Raw genomic sequence first — 18,242 nt, 5'->3', positions numbered from 1 at the left:
CCCTCGGAGCAAGATTGGCTTAGCCGAAGCGGCCGGTAATGTAGGCTTCGGTTAGTTCGTGCTCCGGATTGGTGAACACGGTCTCTGTATCGTTGACTTCAACCAGGTGCCCCAGGTGAAAGTAAGCCGTGCGCTGACTAACGCGGGCCGCCTGTTGCATGGAATGGGTCACGATGGCAATAGTGTAGTTCTCGCGCAGCTCATCGATCAGTTCCTCAATACGCGCAGTGGCAATAGGGTCCAGGGCGGAGCAGGGCTCATCCATCAGGATAACCTCAGGGCTCACGGCAATGGCTCGGGCGATACACAGACGCTGCTGCTGACCGCCAGACAGGCCGGTGCCCGGCTTGTCCAAACGGTCCTTAACTTCATCCCAGAGGCCGGCGCGGCGCAGGCTGTTTTCCACAATTTCATCCAGGTCGGCGCGGCGGCTGGCGATCCCGTGGATTTTGGGGCCGTAGGCCACATTTTCATAGATAGACTTGGGGAAGGGATTGGGCTTCTGGAACACCATCCCCACCCGAGCGCGTAAAGGCACAACATCCACCTTGGGACCATAAATGGGGTCGCCATCCAGGCTCAGTTCGCCTTCCACCCGACAGCCTTCGATGGTGTCATTCATGCGGTTGAGGCAGCGCAGGAAAGTGGACTTACCACAACCGGATGGGCCGATCATCGCCACAACTTCATTGCGGCCGATATCCAGGCCCACATTGTGAATAGCCTGGGTTTCACCGTAGAACACATTCACATTGCGCATGCGTAACTTGGCGGTATCAGTGAAGGGCTGGCCCACTGTTTTCCGCACCTCGGCTTGGCTCACTGCCATTTTTTCACCGGTCAGTTCGGGTTGCGCCGCTTCAGAATGTCCGGCGGCATCCAGGGTCATGGTACTCATAAATAATCCTGTTTTCCGATTATCCGCGCTGTTACCAGCGGCGCTCAAGTTTCTTGCGCAGCATTACTGCACTGGTATTCATAAGAATCAATACACTCAGCAGCACCATAATGGCTGCAGAGGTACGCTCCACAAAGGCGCGCTCTGGGCTGTCGGCCCAGAGGAAAATCTGTACCGGCAATACCGTGGCCGGATCGGTAACTCCGCCGGGTACATCCACAATAAAGGCAACCATACCGATCATCAGAAGGGGCGCGGTCTCACCCAGGGCCTGGGCCATTCCAATAATCGCACCGGTGAGCATACCGGGCATGGCCAACGGCAATACATGGTGGAAAACCACCTGCATACGCGAGGCACCCATGCCCATCGCCGCTTCGCGAATCGAAGGCGGCACCGCCTTCAACGCCGCACGGCTGGAAATAATAATTGTCGGCAACGTCATCAGGGTAAGTACCAGACCGCCAACCAGAGGCGCTGAGCGCGGCAACTCAAAAAAGTTGATAAAGATCGCCAGCCCCAGCAAGCCGAATACAATGGACGGCACCGCCGCGAGGTTATTGATATTCACCTCAATCAGATCGGTCCAACGATTCTTCGGCGCGTATTCTTCCAGGTAGATAGCGGCAGCCACCCCGATTGGGAAAGACAGCGCCAAAGTCACCAGCAATGTAAATAGCGAGCCCATCAAAGCGGCGCGGATACCTGCCTGTTCCGGCTCGCGCGAATCGCCGTTGGTAAAGAAAGTGGTATTAAAACGCTTCTTTAGTTCGCCACTTTGTAGCAACTGTTCGATCCAGCCGGCTTTCTGTTCGGATGTGCGGCCGCGGAAGCCCTCTTTGGAATCCTTCAGGCTTTTAACAAAAGTATCCACATCGTCGTCAGCGGCAAACCATACTTTCTCGCTCTTACCCAGTAGCTCTGGGTTTGCAGCCAGGCGATCACGCAGGTTAAAGGGTGCCCCCGAGGAGACCAGGCTATAGAGCTCACGCTTGTCACTGCGGCCAGTCACCGAGGGAAAACGCTCGCGCAACGCCGCGCGGATCACCCCAGTGAAATTGGCCCAGGCAAGGCTCTCGTCATCGACCTTCTCAATACCGAGTACCTGCGCATCGTAGTGCACTTCCAGCTCAATGGCGGTCTGCACAAAGGCGCCGCTACCCTTGCTGATAATATCGCTGAATAGAATGACAACCGCGAGTATGCCGAAAGCGATACTGGCAATGCCCAGCCCGCGAAACAGTTTTTCCTTGCGATGGCGGCTGGCGAGGCGCTTCTCGATGCGCTCACGAACCTGCGTCTGGGTGAGATTAGTCATACTGCTCCCGGTATTTTTTCACTACGTGCAGGGCGATAAAGTTCAGCACCAGAGTGGAGATAAATAGCATCAGGCCAAGCGCAAATGCGGCCAGGGTCTTGGGACTGTCAAACTCCTGGTCGCCGACCAGTAGCGTCACGATTTGCACGGTAACAGTGGTGACCGAATCCAGAGGGTTCGCAGTCAGGTTGGCGGCGAGGCCCGCGGCCATCACGACGATCATGGTTTCACCAATTGCGCGAGATACCGCCAAGAGTACACCGCCGACAATTCCCGGCAGGGCGGCGGGAATCACCACCTTGCGCACGGTCTCCGATTGGGTTGAACCCAATCCCAGAGCGCCATCGCGCAGGGACTGCGGAACTGCATTAATCACATCGTCAGATAATGAAGAGACAAATGGGATAATCATAATCCCCATCACCAGGCCAGCGGCCAGGGCGCTCTCACTGGAGGCCTGTAAACCCATTGAGGTGGCCAGGTCGCGAATAAATGGGGCAACAGTCAGTGCCGCAAAAAAGCCGTATACCACGGTGGGTACACCGGCGAGAATTTCCAAAATAGGCTTGGCCACGTTGCGCACGCGCTTGCTGGCGTACTCGGCCAGATAAATAGCGGCCATCAGGCCCACAGGCACCGCCACCAACATGGCGATTGCGGAAACCATCAGGGTGCCGGTAAACAGGGGTACCGCACCAAAGGCTCCGCTGGAACCAACCTGATCGGCGCGCAGGGCCATCTGCGGGCTCCAATGCAGGCCGAACAAGAATTCAGTCACTGGCACCGACTGGAAAAAGCGCAGCGACTCAAACAGTACCGAGAACAAAATACCCACAGTGGTAAAAATCGCGGCGCAGGCACAGGTAATCAGAATAGCCTTCAGGACTTTTTCCACTTTCTCACGGGCACGCAGCTCCGGAGAAAAACGCAACAGTGCAAATGCCCCCAGGCCCACCGCCAATACCAGGCTTAAAAAGGCCTGTAGAGTATTGGAATTATTGCGCAACTGACTGAGGTGCTCGGCAGCCAACTGTAACTGTGGGGATGACTCTCCCACCAAATGGCCAGCGGCGAGATTTTGAATTTGTGCAAAGAGCAGGTTCTGCCCGGCAATGGTATCGGGCTTGTCGGCGATGCTGTGCATCACCATAGAGCGAATAATGGCATCATCAAAAATCAGCCAGGCACCCAGTAGTAAAAGTGCCGGTAAACCACACCAAAGCGCGGTAAATAATCCATGATAGCTGGGCAGTGAGGCCAGATTACGCAGGCCTCCGCGGCTGCGCGCTGCACTCAGTGCACGACTAAAGCCGGTACCGTAGGCCACTAAAATCAACAGCAGCAAAAGGGCGAACAGTGTGGGGGTTTGCATTGAATTACCGTGCTAAAAATGTCGATGTCGGCATTATCCCGACTTTTCCCTGTGTTTCCACTTGGCTTTCATAAAAACGGCCAAGCCCTCTCGAGCTTGGCCGTCAATTCCCTTTGACTGTACTACTCCAGGATAAATTTACTTCGCAGCAAGATTGCTCAGGGCATTCAGCTTGCGAACGTCGGTAGCAATTTTCTGGCGTTTCTCTTGGGGCAAAGGGATCATACCTTTGTCAGTCAGGTAACCTTCATCACCCCAAGCGCGCTCATTAGTGAACTCCGCCAGGAACTGCTTGATACCTGGCACTACGTCGGCATGTGCCTTCTTCACGTAAATAAACAGCGGGCGGGAAACTGGATATCCCTGATCGGCGATAGAGTCGAAAGTCGGAGCCTGTCCTTCGATCAAAGAGCCTTGTACTTTATCGGCATTCTGGTCGAGGAAGCTGAAACCAAAGATGCCCAGGGCATTCGGATTGGCAACCAACTTGTTGACTATCAGGTTATCGTTCTCACCGGCTTCAACATAAGCGCCGTCTTCGCGTACGTTGTGACAGATCGCCTTGTAAGCGCTCTTGTCTTTTTTCTTCATGGCCTTGATCCAGCCAAATTTCTTACAACCACCTTCCATTGCCAGCTCCGCGAAGGCATCGCGGGTACCGGAAGTGGGGGGCGGCCCCAAAACTTCAATTTTGGTATTGGGCAACGCAGGGTTTACGTCTTTCCAGGTCTTGTAAGGGTTGGCTACCAGCGTTTCGGAACCATCCGGGTTCGGTACTTCTTTTGCCAGGGCCAGGAAAATATCTTTGCGGGAAAGCTTGAAAGGAGTTGCTTTCTTCGCATTGGCCAGCACGATGCCGTCGTAGCCAATCTGTACTTCCACAACATCAACGCCGTTGCCGTTACACATCTCCAGCTCGGACTGCTTAATGCGACGGGAAGCACCAGTGATGTCTGCAGTGCTTTCACCAACGCCCTGACAGAACAGCTTCATGCCGCCGCCAGTACCTGTGGATTCAACTACCGGAGTCTTGAACTGGGTAGCACGGCTGAAACGCTCCGCCACAGTGGTGGTAAAAGGGTAAACAGTGGAAGAACCCACAACACTGATGTAGTCGCGAGCCGCCAGGGCTACCTGAGAGGTGGCAAGGGTCAATGCCGCCAGGGAAGTAGCCAAAATTTGCTTGTTCATGTGTAACTCCGATGAGTGTTTTTTATTTCACGCGGCGATGCTAGGAACAACGGATGACGATTCTATGAATAAAACATGACAAAAAAGTTACAGCCGGAAATTTACCCCGCTGGTGCCCGGGCAGGCAAAGCGGTAACCTGCATACAAACGAGATAACAATAAGATGTAAAGAGAGAAGCCCCCATGCTATTTCTGATGCGTGGAGCGCGTGCACTGGAGAGTCTATCCAGTCGCACCGGCCACCTGCTCGCCTGGTTTACCTGGGCCATGGTCTTAATACAGTCCTGCGTTGTGGCTCTGCGCCACCTGTTCGACAGTGGCTCCATAGCGCTACAGGAGTCCGTAATCTATCTGCACGGTGCCGCCTTTATGTTGGGCCTGGCCTATGCCCTGCAAAGCGACGCCCACGTGCGTGTCGATGTCTTCTATCGGCGAATGGGTCCCAGGGGCAAGGCTTGGGTTAATGCTGTAGGTTTTCTGCTATTTCTTTTGCCAGTCTGCACTTTTATGTTGCTGAGCAGCTGGCAGTTTGCTCTGAATAGTTGGTCAGTGCTTGAGGAGAGCGCCAATGCCGGCGGCCTTCCCGGTGTTTTCCTGCTGAAAAGTCTGATTCCCCTCGCGGCAGTAACCCTCGGTCTCGCCGGCACCGCCCAGTTTATTCGTGCTCTGCTACAGCTTATGGAGGTTTCAAGCCCGGTAAGCGAATCTGTAGCGAAACCACGATTGCTCAAGCAGGTGGAGGAGGCAGAGGCATGATCGAGCTGATACCTCTATTGATGTTTGCCGCCGTTTGCGGGCTACTGATGTTCGGTTACCCGGTAGCTTTCACGCTCGCCGGTACGGCCCTAATCACCGCCGGGTTGGGTATCGTGTATGGCGCTTTCGATGCCGAGCTACTGCGTGCCTTCCCCGACCGCCTCTACGGCATTATGCAAAACGGCACCCTGGTTGCCGTGCCGCTCTTTGTCTTGATGGGAGTCATTCTCGAGAGAGCAAAAATCGCCGAAGACTTGTTGGTCAATCTGACCAAAGTATTTATGGGCGCGCCGGCGGGTATGGCCATTTCTGTAGTGGTCGTCGGCGCACTTCTGGCCGCTAGTACCGGTATTGTGGGCGCCACCGTGGTGACTATGGGATTAATGTCCCTGCCCTCTATGTTGAAGCAGGGCTACTCCCCAAAGCTCGCCACCGGCACCATCTGCGCCACCGGCACCCTCGGGCAGATTATTCCCCCCTCTATTGCTCTGGTGCTGCTTGGGGATACTCTCTCCAACGCCTACCAGCAGGCACAACTATCCGCAGGTATTTTTAACCCCAAGCCGGTCAGCGTTGGTGACCTTTTTATCGGTGCCATTATTCCCGGCCTATTGCTGGTAGCAGCCTACATTGTTTATCTATTGTTTGTGGCGCGCCGTTCTCCGAGTAAGGCCAAGACCGCGCAGCAGCAACCTCTGGAAGTTTGGCCGCTACTGAGTAGCCTTTTTCCTCCTATCGCTTTGATGCTATTAGTGCTGGGGTCAATTATTACCGGTGCCGCAACGCCTACAGAAGCCGCCGCCGTCGGTGCTCTAGGCGCAGGATTACTGGCTTACAGTCGCGGTGCTCTGCATTGGGCGCAAGCGGGGGAGGTGGGTCGCAGCACTCTACAGGTAAGCGCGATGGTGTTTGCCATTCTTATTGGTGCTTCATTGTTCTCACTGGTCTTCCGTGGATATGGCGGTGAAGAACTTGTCACCAGTATTTTCCACAGTCTGCCTGGGGGTGTTATTGGTGCGACCTTGCTGGTCATGCTGGTGATCTTCTTGCTCGGTTTCATTCTCGACTTTATTGAGATCACCTTTGTGGTGGTGCCCATTGTTGGGCCGGTGTTGTTGGCGATGGGTGTGGACCCGATTTGGCTGGGCATCATGATTGCAATCAACTTGCAGACTTCCTTCCTTACTCCACCCTTTGGATTTGCATTGTTTTATCTTCGCGGCGTTGCGCCAAGTTCAGTGGCCACTTCCGCTATCTATCGCGGCGTTATGCCATTTATCGCTATTCAGCTGTTGATTTTGTGCCTCCTAGCACTCTGGCCTGCTCTGGTGACTTGGTTGCCGGGGGTGGTTCAGAATTAACCCAAAAGACAACGATCGGTAGTGATAAGACCTTGTATCGCTACCGATTGGATCCAGCCCAAAACGATCGTACTAACATTGAAACTTAATAAACCCTTCGCCCCTTAAATTCATCGGCACATCTTGATTCCCTACGGCAAGTCACCAGCACCTGCTAAATTGGCATTAAATTTTTTAATTTGCTCGCCAGACCTTCAATAAACCTCTGTGGATATCTCTCCTTAAAAATAGATCCATCAAAAGGAATTAAACACTGCTATCGATATCCAAGCACGAATAAAAAATTAAAAAGGATTTAAAAAATGCTAAATATTACCAGCCTTTCCAAGACCTACGATAACGGCGTGCATGCGCTTAAAAACGTCAAATTGGATATTCCCAAGGGTATGTTCGGATTGCTCGGCCCCAATGGTGCCGGCAAGTCTTCTTTAATGCGTACTATCGCCACGCTGCAATTTGCAGACAGCGGCTCCATCACTTTTGATGGTATCGATGTGGCCAGTAACCCTCAGAAAATTCGCAGCACCTTGGGTTATCTACCACAGGATTTCGGGGTTTATCCGAGAATCAGTGCTGAAGATATGCTCGATCATATGGCAGTTCTAAAAGGTATTAGTAATCGCAAAGAGCGTCGCGAAATGGTGGCTGAATTACTGCACCAGACAAATTTATTTAAGGATCGCAAAAAAAACCTAAGCGGTTACTCTGGGGGTATGCGCCAGCGCTTTGGTATTGCCCAAGCCCTGATCGGTGACCCACGCCTGATTATTGTCGACGAGCCTACCGCTGGTCTCGACCCTCAGGAGCGCAATCGCTTTCACAACCTGCTTAGCGAAATTGGCGAGAACGTAGTGGTAATTCTTTCCACCCATATTGTCGAAGATGTTGCCGATCTGTGCCCCAATATGGCGATCCTGGCCGCAGGTCAAATTGTGGCCCAAGGTAAACCCGAAGAACTTATCTCTAAATTGCAAGGACGTGTATGGCGGCGCACCGTCGATAAATCTGAGCTGGAAGAATGCCACAATAATTTTGATGTGATTTCCACTCGTTTATTAGCCGGGCGCCATGTTGTGCATGCGCTGGCAGATACCCAACCGGCAGTAGGCTTTGAGCAGCTGCAACCGGACCTTGAAGATGTCTACTTCTCCACCCTGTTTAGCAGTAAAAAAGCTCAAGTGGCTAACGCCGCTTGAGATGGGGGGATTTCGAAATGTTTTTATCGGTTGCTAAGTTTGAATTTCACTACCAGTTGCGCCAGCCACTGTTTTATGTGACCAGCCTGGTATTTTTTCTACTGACTTTTGGTGCTATGACCGTCGACAATATACAGATCGGCGGCGGTGGAGGTAGCACCCTGATCAACTCTCCCTACGCGATTATGCTAACCCTGTTAGTAATGTGCGTTTTCAGTATTTTTATCACTGCCGCCTTCGCAGCCAATCCGGTGCTGCGTGATCGCGATATGAAAATGGAAGGTATTGTCTTCAGTACCCCTATCAGCAAGCGTGATTATTTATTGGGGCGCTTCACAGGATCATTCGCCGTGGCCTTCCTGGCTTTCTCATCTACGGCGCTTGGTATGTTGTTCGGTTCATGGATGCCTTGGCTAGACCCAGAGCGCTTGGGCCCCACTCAAATATCCCACTACCTGCAAACCTTATTCATACTTATCTTTCCCACCATGCTGTTTTGCAGCGCCATGTTTTTTAGCCTGGCAGCCATAACTCGCAGCATGATGGCCACTTACCTGGGGTTGATCGCCTTCCTGATACTCTATTTCACCAGCCAGGGAATCATGGATGAACCCGCCTATCGAAGTGCTGCCGCACTGGCTGACCCCTTTGGTATCGCCGCCTTCCAGGAGACAACTCGCTACTGGACCGCTTTCGATCGCAATACCTCTATGATCACACTAGAGGGAAACTTTCTAATCAACCGCTTACTATGGCTGGGCGCCAGCTTATTATTTATCGGCTTAGGCTATAAATGCTTTTCATTTGCCGAACGTAAACCTCTCTGGTCGCGCCGCCGCACCACAGAAGCTGCAGATAGTGAGATACCTCGGTACATCAAGCCCCTACCGCGAATTACTCCAAACTTTGGGGCAGCCACGGTTTGGCAACAATTCCGTATACGCTGCGGTTTTGAAGTAAAAGCAGTAGTAAAAAGCCTAGCTTTTTGGGTAATCCTGGCACTGGGTGTTCTGAATGTCTTGGGCGCATCCCTGAGCCTGGAGGCAGTATTTGGCACCTCGGTATACCCGGTGACTCGTTCTATGGTCAGTCTGATAGAAGGTGCTTTTAGCCTCATCATGTTGATTATTCTGATCTACTATGGGGCTGAATTGGTGTGGCGAGAACGCCAGGCCGGTTGCCATGAAATTATGGATGCCGTGCCCACACCCAGCTGGATTTTCGTAGCGAGCAAGTTTATTGCAATGCTGGTGGTTCTGGCCGGTATCCTGATAGCCTGCATGCTTACCACTGTGGCTGTACAGCTGGGCAAGGGATATACAACTCTTGAGCCTGGACTGTATTTTTACGGACTCTGGTATCAGTTTGCGCTGCCGTTTTACTTGATGGCAGTCCTATCAATCTTTGCCCAGGTGATAACCCGCAATAAATTCCTCGGCATGCTACTGATGGTGGGCTACTTAATTAGCTCCAGTGTCCTTGATGGCCTTGGGTTCGAACACAACCTCTATCAATTTGCAGACTGGAACGCCGCACCTTACTCGGACATGAATGGTTATGGTCACTTTGATCAGGGTCGGGCTTGGTTTGCGTTATATTGGATCAGCTTCAGCCTGATACTGGCCATCTTGAGTTACGGGCTCTGGCAGCGCGGAACCCTGGCTCCTCTAACTAGCCGGGTCAAAGCCCTGCGCTTCCAACTGGGGCTTTCCAGTCGATTAACTGCCTCCACAACCCTGCTACTGTTTATCGGCACGGGCGCCTTTATTTTCTACAACACCAATATTCTCAATCACTACGAAACCAGCAAGGATCGTGAGCGACTGGCTGCAGACTATGAGAAGAAATACAAGGCCCTGGAGGATAAACTCGCACCACATATCACCGATGTCAAAGTGGATGTGGATATCTTCCCCAATGAACGCCGCTATGAAGTGCGCGGCCGCTATTTCCTGGTTAACAAGCGTGAGGAGTCGATTGATGAGGTAGTTATAGGGCTGGATCGCGGCCTTACAGTTAACCAGTTATCCCTAAATCAGGCCAAGTTACGCGAAAAGGACGAGCAGTTCGGACACTATTTCTTCGAGCTGGATCGCCCACTTGAACCCGGCCAGTCCCTCACGCTGGAGTTTGATCTGAGCAGGATCAATCGCGGCTTTATGAACTCCGGCTCCTCCACCACCTTGGTGCAGAACGGTACCTTCTTTAATAACTACGAAGCGCTGCCCTTTATCGGTTACAACAGCAATTTTGAGTTGACTGATCGTCACCTGCGTAAAAAGCACGATCTACCGCCGCCGCAGCGTATGCCCAAACTAGAGGACAAAGAGCACTACCGAAAATCCTATCTTCGCAGCGACTCCGACTGGATCAACTTTGAAACCACCGTCAGTACTTCCTTGGGACAGATAGCACTGGCCCCCGGCTACCTACAAAAAGACTGGCAGGAGGGAGAGCGCCATTATTTTCATTACAAGATGGACGCGCCCATTCACAACTTTTTTTCCTACCTTTCAGCGGACTACACAGTGGTCAAAGATAAGTGGCAGGACGTTGCCATTGAGGTCTACCACCACAAGCCCCACGACTACAACATAGATCGTATGGTTGAGGGGGTGAAAAAGTCCCTGGAGTATTTCAGTGAGGCATTCAGCCCTTATCAGTATCGCCAACTGCGTATCGTCGAGTTCCCAGGCTATGAATCCTTTGCCCAGGCATTCCCCAACACCGTACCTTTCTCTGAATCTATCGGTTTTGTCGCCGATCTGCGGGACCCGGATGAGATTGATTACGTCTTCTATGTAACCGCCCACGAGGTGGCGCACCAGTGGTGGGCGCATCAATTGATTGGCGCCAATGTACAGGGAGCGACTCTACTGTCTGAAACCCTGGCGCAGTACTCAGCACTAATGGTGATGGAGCGGGAATACGGCCCTGAAAAAATGCGTCGTTTCCTCAAATATGAGCTGGATGGCTACCTTAGCGCTCGGGGTACCGAGTTACTTGAGGAGTTACCTTTATCTCGCAACGAAAACCAGACCTATATCCATTACGACAAGGGCTCGCTAGCGATGTACGCCCTTAAGGATGCGATGGGTGAAGATGCCGTCAATGCGGCTTTGGCCTCCCTGTTAAAAGAAAAAGGCTTCTCCAGTGATCCCTATCCCACCAGCATGGATTTAGTGGCAAGACTCCGAGCCCACGCCGAACCACCCCAGCAAGAGCTGATCACCGATATGCTGGAGCGAGTAGTCCTCTTTGATCTCAAAGTCGCAAATGCCAGCTATGAGCTGTTGGAGAACGGCAATTATCGCGTATTACTGGAGCTGGAAGCGCACAAATATGAAGCCGAAGGGGATGGACAGGAGCAAGAAATTCCCATCAATAACTGGATAGATGTTGCGATTTTTGCAGAAGATCCCGACAAGAACGCCAGTTCAGACAATGTGCTCTACTTGACCAAACAGCAGATCAGTGAAGAGACCACCCTGCTGGAGTTTGAGGTGAAGGGCAAGCCGAGCATTGCTGGCTTTGATCCCTATATCAAGATGATCGACAAAAACCCGGACGACAATCTGTTGGCAATAGAGACACTTTAGGGCTCTTGTCACTAATTTCCCGGCCACCTAGGGGGGTGGCTGGGAAAAACTTCCCTCGTTTTCGTTGGAAAAACTCAGACAAGTACTGGTCAAATACTACTCAATTTGTGCTAGAATGCGCCACCTTCCCTCAGGTGGAAACCAATAACTCTAACAATCTGTGAGTAGTCGATGTCCGCACTTTCAGCCCTTGATGAAAACCCGCAACCAACAGGCACGCTTACCCTGCAAACCCTGGCTATGCCCCGTGATACCAACCCCCAGGGGGATGTATTCGCTGGTTGGCTGATGTCGCAAATGGACCTGGCTGGAGCAATCTTGGCCCAAAGCATTGCACGCGGCAGGGTAACTACCGTAGCGGTCGGCAGTATGGTGTTCTTACGCCCGGTTCCGGTTGGCTCTACGGTCAGCTGCTATGCCGAAGCTATAGAGGTAGGGCGTTCCTCTATTAGGACAATGGTTGAGGTATGGCTGACACGGGTGGACTCTGGTGAGCAGGTAAAGGTCACCGAGGGTGAGTTTGTTTTTGTCGCTATCGACGATAGAGGGCATACCAGACCGCTGCCCTGAAACGACTTGCAAAACTATTTCGGGAAACTGCCTTAAACCAGTTTCCCTTCTATGATATTAATTCTGCCTTTTATTCCTGTTTCTTGCTTTCTCCATCAAGTTCCCGCGCCTGGTAATAAGCCTCTTCACTTATCTGGTGATAGGGCCGCACATCCCGCTCAAAATCCTTAAAGGCTTTATAGATACGCGCAAATTCTGGGTCCTTATTTGCGGTCTCTTGCATCAGTTGAGTATTGATCTGCTTTAAATGGGCAAGCACATCATCTGGCAAACGCTTAACTTTGACTCCGTGTGTTTCCACCAGCTCACGCAGGGCGCGATTATTACGAGCGGTGTACTCATCCAACATATCCTGGTTTGCTTCGCGGGCAGCCACGCGCACAATAGCCTGTAGGTCTTTGGGCAATTTCTCAAAGGCTTTTTTATTGACGATAAATTCCATCATTGAGCCGGGTTCATGCCAGCCGGGATAGTAGTAGTACTTGGCAACCTGATGGAAACCGAAAGCGAGATCGTTGTAAGGTCCAACCCACTCGGTCGCATCAATAACACCAGTCTGCAGCGCGGTATAAAGCTCACCACCGGGAATAGTCACAGCGGTACCGCCGGCCCGGTTTAATACTTCACCGCCCAGACCGGGAATTCGCATTTTTAAGCCCTGCAAATCCTTAACAGAGTTAATCGGTTTGTTAAACCAACCCGCCATCTGTACCCCAGTAGAGCCACCGGCCAGGGGGATCAGATTGAACGGTTCATAAATCTCTTTCCAGAGTTCCAAACCGCCACCGTGGTGCAGCCAGCCATTCATTTCCTGTGCGTTTAAACCAAACGGTACCGCAGTAAAAAACTGGGCCGCTGGAATCTTGCCTTTCCAATAATAGGCGGCACCGTGTCCCATCTGTGCAGCGCCCTCAGATACCGCACCAAAAATACCTAGAGCGGGTACCAGCTCACCCGCACCATAAACTTTAATTTTGAGGCGGCCGGAGGACATCAACTCAACATTTTTTGCAAAGCGCTCTGGGGCCTGGCCTAGGCCGGGGAAATTTTTTGGCCAAGTGGTGACAAGCTTCCACTCGAACAATTCTTTATTGCCATTATCGGAAAAGTTTTGTGCAGGGCCCTGTGCTACGCGGGAAGTGACCAATGCAGCAAAGGTAACAACAAGTAGGGCCAGTAGGCCCAAAATAATAGCGGGATACCAGTTAACTTTTTTCATCGCTTTTAATTATCTTTTTTCTTGTAAGGCGCTGATCATCGATAAATGATCTTTTTTAAATGGTCGGGATTTTGGGAAAAACCGAAATCAGTGTAGAAAAATTTCTAATCTGACTTGGTTTTTACCAAAGCAAACAATCTATAAAGGCTGCAGCTTAGCCATAGCCACTACCAGCCATTTACTGCCAGCATCATCGAAATTCACTTGTACACGCGCACGGGGGCCATTACCTTCGAACTGTACTACGGTGCCCTCGCCGAATCTGGCATGCTCAACCCGGCCACCCAGTGCCAATGGTGGTAAATCATCGAAGTCTGGCGCCGGGTCGGAAAACTGGCCCACCTTACCGTAATCCGCCTGGTAGAGGGGACGGGAAATTTCGGTCTTCAAGCGCACTTCGTGCACCAAATTTGGCGGAATCTCACCGATAAAGCGAGATGGACTGTTGTAGGTCTCGCTGCCAAATAGGCGCCGGTTTTCCGCGTAGGTAATATACAGCTTACGCATGGCGCGGGTGATACCCACGTAGCAGAGACGTCGCTCTTCCTCCATGCGGCCGGGCTCCTGTGTAGACATCTTGTGGGGGAACAGGTTTTCCTCCACGCCCGCCATAAACACCAAAGGAAATTCCAGGCCCTTGGCGGAGTGCAGGGTCATCAGCTGGACGGCATCTTCAAACTCATCCGCCTGACCTTCACCGGCATCGAGGGCGGCGCTGTCGAGGAACTGGTTAAGAAGAGGGATTTCCTCCTCATCTTCCTCGCCCTCGGGCAGGTCCACACCGGCAAAAGAGCGACAAGCAGTGACCAATTCCTGCAAGTTCTCCACTCGTGTCTGGCCCTTCTCACCTTTTTCTTTGCCGTGGAATTCCAGCAGGCCGCTAGTCTCGATCACATCCTCAGCAATGGCATCCAGCTCTTTCTCTTCCGCATTTGCAGCCAGCTGGTTGATCAGATCCAGAAAGCTCTGCAGAGCATTACCGGCGCGCGCAGCCAGAACCCGCTGTTGCAACATCAGCTTGGCCGCCTGCCACAGGGAGCAGCCCTGCTCGCGGGCATAGGAGCGCACCATCTCCACCGTGCGTGCACCAATGCCACGAGTGGGGGTATTTACCACCCGCTCAAAGGCGGTGTCATCATTGCGATTGCTGATCAGGCGCAGATAGGACAGGGCATTTTTGATTTCCAGGCGATCGTAGAAGCGCTGGCCACCGTAGATGCGGTAGGGTACTTGTTCGCGCAATAGCCCCTCTTCAAGCACCCGGGATTGGGCGTTGGAGCGGTAGAGGATGGCAATGCTGTCACGGCGATTGCCATCGCGCACCCAGTCATTGATACGCTCGACGATAAAGCGCGACTCATCCTGCTCGTTGTAGGCGGCGTAGACGGCGATAGGCTCGCCTTCTTCACCCTTGGTCCACAACTCCTTGCCCAGACGACCGCTGTTATTAGCGATCACCGCATTGGCGGCGTTCAGAATAGTGGAAGTGGAGCGATAATTCTGTTCCAGGCGCACCGTCTGCACTTCACGCAGATCTGTAGAAAAGTGCTGGATATTCTCGATCTTGGCGCCGCGCCAACCGTAAATGGACTGGTCATCGTCACCCACAGCGGTGATATGGCACTGCTCCCCAGCGAGCAGGCGCAACCAGGCGTATTGAATCGTGTTGGTATCCTGGAACTCATCCACCAGGATATGGGGGAAACGCCGGCGGTAGTGGGCCAGAATACTGTCGTTATTCAGCCAAAGTTCGTGGGCGCGCAGCAGCAACTCGCCAAAATCTACCAGCCCACCGCGCTGACAGGCCTCTTCATAGGCGAAGTAGATGCGCACCATGGTCTGCAACCACGGATCGGCGCCGGCATTGATATATTGCGGGCGCAGACCTTCATCTTTCTGCGCGCCAATCCACCACTGGGTTTCCCGCGGCGGCCACTTTTTATCGTCTAGCCCCAGATCTGCCTGTACCCGCTTGATCAGGCGCAGCTGGTCGTCGGAATCCAGAATCTGGAAGTTCTGCGGCAACTTGGCTTCTTGCCAGTGGGCTTTGAGCAGGCGGTGAGCCAGGCCGTGGAAAGTGCCCACCCACATGCCAAAGGTATTCACCCCCAGCAGCTCTTCGATACGAGCGCGCATCTCGCGGGCCGCCTTGTTGGTAAAGGTCACCGCCATAATGGAGTAGGGCGAGGCGCCCTCCACCTGCATCAGCCAGGCGATGCGGTGCACCAGCACCCGGGTCTTGCCCGAGCCGGCACCGGCCAGAACCAATTGATTGCCGGGCACGGCAGCTACCGCTTCGCGCTGGGCGTCGTTGAGGGGGTCTAAAATCTGAGATACGTCCATGGGCGAAGATTGTACCAGAGCTGCTGCATAAGACCTGTGTAAATAAACAGGATTTTACCCCGGCTGACAATGCAAAGCCCCTCGCCAGCCGGGGGCGCAGCGGCTAAACTGCGCCAACTGGCATAGAGAAGGAAGTCCTGTGAAACCGGCGGAAGTAACGCAACGAATCAGTGAGCAACTGTCATCCATGCGCAAATCTGAGCGCAAGGTGGCGGAGTATATTCTCGCCAATCCCGATGAAATTATTCATATGCGCATCGTCGACCTGGCCACCGAGGCCCAGGTGAGCGAGCCGACCGTGGTGCGCTTTTGTCGCGCCGTGGGCTGTTCCGGCTTCCAGGAGTTCAAGTTGAACCTGGCGCAACAGCTGGCTTCCAGCCCCAGCTTCGGCCAAATCGCGGTGACCGAGACCGACACCATTGCCGAGTACAAACGCAAGGTGTTCGACTCAACAGTAGATACTCTGCTAAAAGTGCGCGATAGAATTGACGACCGCGCCCTTGAGGCCGCTGTCACTGCGATGGCCGCTTCCAAGCGGGTGGAATTCTTCGGCTTTGGCGCCTCTGGTGCTGTCGCCGCCGATGCCCAGCACAAGTTCTTCCGCCTGCAATTGGCCACCGCCGCCCACTCGGACCACCACATCCAGAATATGTCAGCCATGTCTATGCAGCCGGGCGATGTAGTCGTGGCTATCTCCCAGAGTGGCCGCACCAAGGCACTACTGCGCTCCATGAGCATGGCAAAGGAGCAGGGCGCTCTGGTGGTTGGCCTGGCACCCAGCGGTTCGCCGGTGGCACAGCAGGCCAGTATCCCGCTAGAAGTGGATGTGGAAGAAGATATTGAGATCTATACACCACTGTCCTCACGCATCGCCCACCTAGTGGTGATCGATGTGCTCGCCATCGGCGTTGCCCAGCGCAAAGGCCCCCAGTTGCAAGAGCACCTACTAAAGCTGAAGCAGGGCCTGTACACATTGCGGGAAGACAAACACTGAGGGAAATTTGCAAGAATGCGGCACTGGATAATGTGTCGCAGCCCCTCTACCATGCCTGCTGTATCCGGCAATCTACTGCCACTGCCAACAAGTGCCCCTAGCCGTTCCAGAGCAATTCCATGACATCCACCGCATTATCCGCTGAGCAAAAAGCACCGCGCTGGTTGGTGGTATGGCTGGCGGCGCTGGTCTCCCTGACGCCATTTTCCATCGACAGTTACTTGCCGGCTATCCCGGCCATGGCCGGTGCGCTCGATACCGAAGTGGAGCGGGTGCAGTATTCGGTCTCCAGCTTTTTACTGGGTTTTGCCCTAGGCCAGCTCTTCGGCGGCCCCCTCTCCGATCGTTGGGGCAGGCGACTGGTCGGCACTATCGGCCTGTGCATTTATATCGTCAGTTCACTGCTGATCCTGTTTGCCGACCATGTCGATCAACTGATTATCCTGCGCTTTTTCCAGGCCGTGGGGGGCGGTTTTGCTACAGTGATTTGCGCCGCCATAGTGCGCGATCTGCACAGTGGGCGTGAAGCCGCCAAAATTATTTCTATGATCAGTACCATCATGCTGATCGCCCCCCTGATCGCTCCAGTAATCGGCTCTCTACTGCTAGCAGTGGGTGGCTGGCAGAGTATTTTTGTATTCCTGCTACTGTACGCCGCTGCCATGCTGCTATTAGTGCGCTTACTGTTACCAGAAACTGTATCGCGTTTTACCCGCGCGCGGCGCCAGTTGATGCCATTAGCTTCACTGATTTCCACTTATGGACAAGTGCTACGCAACCGCCGCGCCCTCGGTTTTCTCGGCGCCCAGGCCTGTGTCAGTGGTTCGATGTTTATCTATATCACCACCGCACCCTTTGTCTTTATGGACTACTTCAGTGTCAGTCCGAGCCGCTTCCCGCTGTTCTTTGGCGCCTGTATTCTGGGGCTGATCTGTATGGTGCAGGTCAATATCCGCCTGCTCAACCTGTTCCAGCCGCGCAATATTTTATTGGCTGGCGTCACTCTGCAGATGCTCGGCTGTGGTTTGCTATTACTCGGCACTTTGACCGGTATTAAAGAACTGACTCTGTGGATGGTACCGCTGGTATTGGTAATGAGCTGTATCGGTATTACCGGGCCCAATGCCGCCGCCTGTTATCTGGAGTTTTTTCCCAAAATCAGCGGCAGCGCTAACGCCCTGTATGGCGCCACAATTTTTATCACCGGCGGTGTGCTGGGCGGATTGGTAAGCAGCCTGCACACAGGCACCCTGGTTCCTATTGCCGCGTCCATGTTTGGGTGTGCAGTAGTGGCCCTGTTCTCCACTCTGGTAATCGCCCAGGCACGCAAACCCATCGACTCGGATATACCAATCACCAGGCGCTTTACCCCGCGTTGAAGAGTCAGTTTTGTGTTCATCTATTGAAAAGAGGGTATTTCGGCCC

Annotated in this window: 13 protein-coding genes; 7 read left to right on the top strand and 6 right to left on the bottom strand. The window is 53.2% G+C overall.

Going from position 1 to position 18,242, the window contains the following annotated elements; translation table 11 throughout:
• Positions 1–19: 19 nt before the first annotated feature.
• The 4 genes from pstB to ACJJH9_RS20375 form a co-directional block, all read right to left on the bottom strand.
• A complete protein-coding gene (gene pstB, locus ACJJH9_RS20390; protein ID WP_252083913.1) occupies positions 20–898 on the bottom strand; it encodes a phosphate ABC transporter ATP-binding protein PstB in 879 nt (292 codons plus the stop codon).
• Between the two features lie 31 nt (positions 899–929).
• Positions 930–2,216, bottom strand: a complete 1,287-nt coding sequence (gene pstA, locus ACJJH9_RS20385) for a phosphate ABC transporter permease PstA (protein WP_444883222.1) — start codon at positions 2,214–2,216, stop codon at positions 930–932.
• Positions 2,209–3,588 carry a phosphate ABC transporter permease subunit PstC gene (gene pstC / locus ACJJH9_RS20380; protein ID WP_444887595.1) on the bottom strand — a complete coding sequence of 460 codons (1,380 nt, stop codon included), beginning with the start codon at positions 3,586–3,588 and terminating at the stop codon, positions 2,209–2,211. Before pstC ends, pstA begins: the two co-directional genes overlap by 8 nt.
• 138 nt (positions 3,589–3,726) lie before the next feature.
• Positions 3,727–4,779, bottom strand: coding sequence for a PstS family phosphate ABC transporter substrate-binding protein (locus tag ACJJH9_RS20375; protein ID WP_444887596.1), 1,053 nt, complete (start codon positions 4,777–4,779; stop codon positions 3,727–3,729).
• 183 nt (positions 4,780–4,962) lie between these two features.
• Between ACJJH9_RS20375 and ACJJH9_RS20370 the strand changes: the two genes are divergently transcribed.
• From ACJJH9_RS20370 to ACJJH9_RS20350, 5 genes are all read left to right on the top strand, one after another.
• Positions 4,963–5,535, top strand: coding sequence for a TRAP transporter small permease subunit (locus ACJJH9_RS20370; RefSeq protein ID WP_444883223.1), 573 nt, complete (start codon positions 4,963–4,965; stop codon positions 5,533–5,535).
• Positions 5,532–6,896, top strand: coding sequence for a TRAP transporter large permease (locus ACJJH9_RS20365; RefSeq protein WP_444887598.1), 1,365 nt, complete (start codon positions 5,532–5,534; stop codon positions 6,894–6,896). The genes ACJJH9_RS20370 and ACJJH9_RS20365 overlap by 4 nt, the downstream gene beginning before the upstream one ends.
• A gap of 302 nt (positions 6,897–7,198) precedes the next feature.
• The gene (locus ACJJH9_RS20360) at positions 7,199–8,092 is read left to right on the top strand and encodes an ABC transporter ATP-binding protein (protein WP_444923837.1); all 894 of its coding nucleotides are present in this window, start codon (positions 7,199–7,201) and stop codon (positions 8,090–8,092) included.
• 17 nt (positions 8,093–8,109) lie between these two features.
• Positions 8,110–11,691: an ABC transporter permease/M1 family aminopeptidase gene (locus tag ACJJH9_RS20355; RefSeq protein ID WP_444923836.1), complete on the top strand. Its 3,582-nt coding sequence runs from the start codon at positions 8,110–8,112 to the stop codon at positions 11,689–11,691.
• A 171-nt stretch (positions 11,692–11,862) separates the two neighbouring features.
• Complete coding sequence (locus ACJJH9_RS20350; protein WP_152455932.1) at positions 11,863–12,261, top strand: acyl-CoA thioesterase; 399 nt, start codon at positions 11,863–11,865, stop codon at positions 12,259–12,261.
• 70 nt (positions 12,262–12,331) lie between these two features.
• Here the strand turns inward: ACJJH9_RS20350 and ACJJH9_RS20345 are convergent, their stop codons facing one another.
• Complete coding sequence (locus tag ACJJH9_RS20345) at positions 12,332–13,480, bottom strand: TRAP transporter substrate-binding protein (RefSeq protein WP_444903485.1); 1,149 nt, start codon at positions 13,478–13,480, stop codon at positions 12,332–12,334.
• Between the two features lie 138 nt (positions 13,481–13,618).
• Positions 13,619–15,823, bottom strand: a complete 2,205-nt coding sequence (gene uvrD / locus ACJJH9_RS20340) for a DNA helicase II (RefSeq protein WP_444923835.1) — start codon at positions 15,821–15,823, stop codon at positions 13,619–13,621.
• A 139-nt stretch (positions 15,824–15,962) separates the two neighbouring features.
• Between uvrD and hexR the strand changes: the two genes are divergently transcribed.
• The gene (hexR, locus tag ACJJH9_RS20335; RefSeq protein WP_108735063.1) at positions 15,963–16,817 is read left to right on the top strand and encodes a transcriptional regulator HexR; all 855 of its coding nucleotides are present in this window, start codon (positions 15,963–15,965) and stop codon (positions 16,815–16,817) included.
• 119 nt (positions 16,818–16,936) lie between these two features.
• Entirely contained in the window at positions 16,937–18,196 is a 1,260-nt protein-coding gene (locus tag ACJJH9_RS20330; protein ID WP_252083926.1) for a multidrug effflux MFS transporter, read from the top strand.
• Positions 18,197–18,242: the final 46 nt, after the last annotated feature.

The organism is Microbulbifer mixtoriginis (SeqCode), assembly GCF_052466715.1.
The sequence above is the reverse complement of the archived record's forward strand: the minus strand, read 5'-3'. Positions and strand labels throughout refer to the sequence as shown.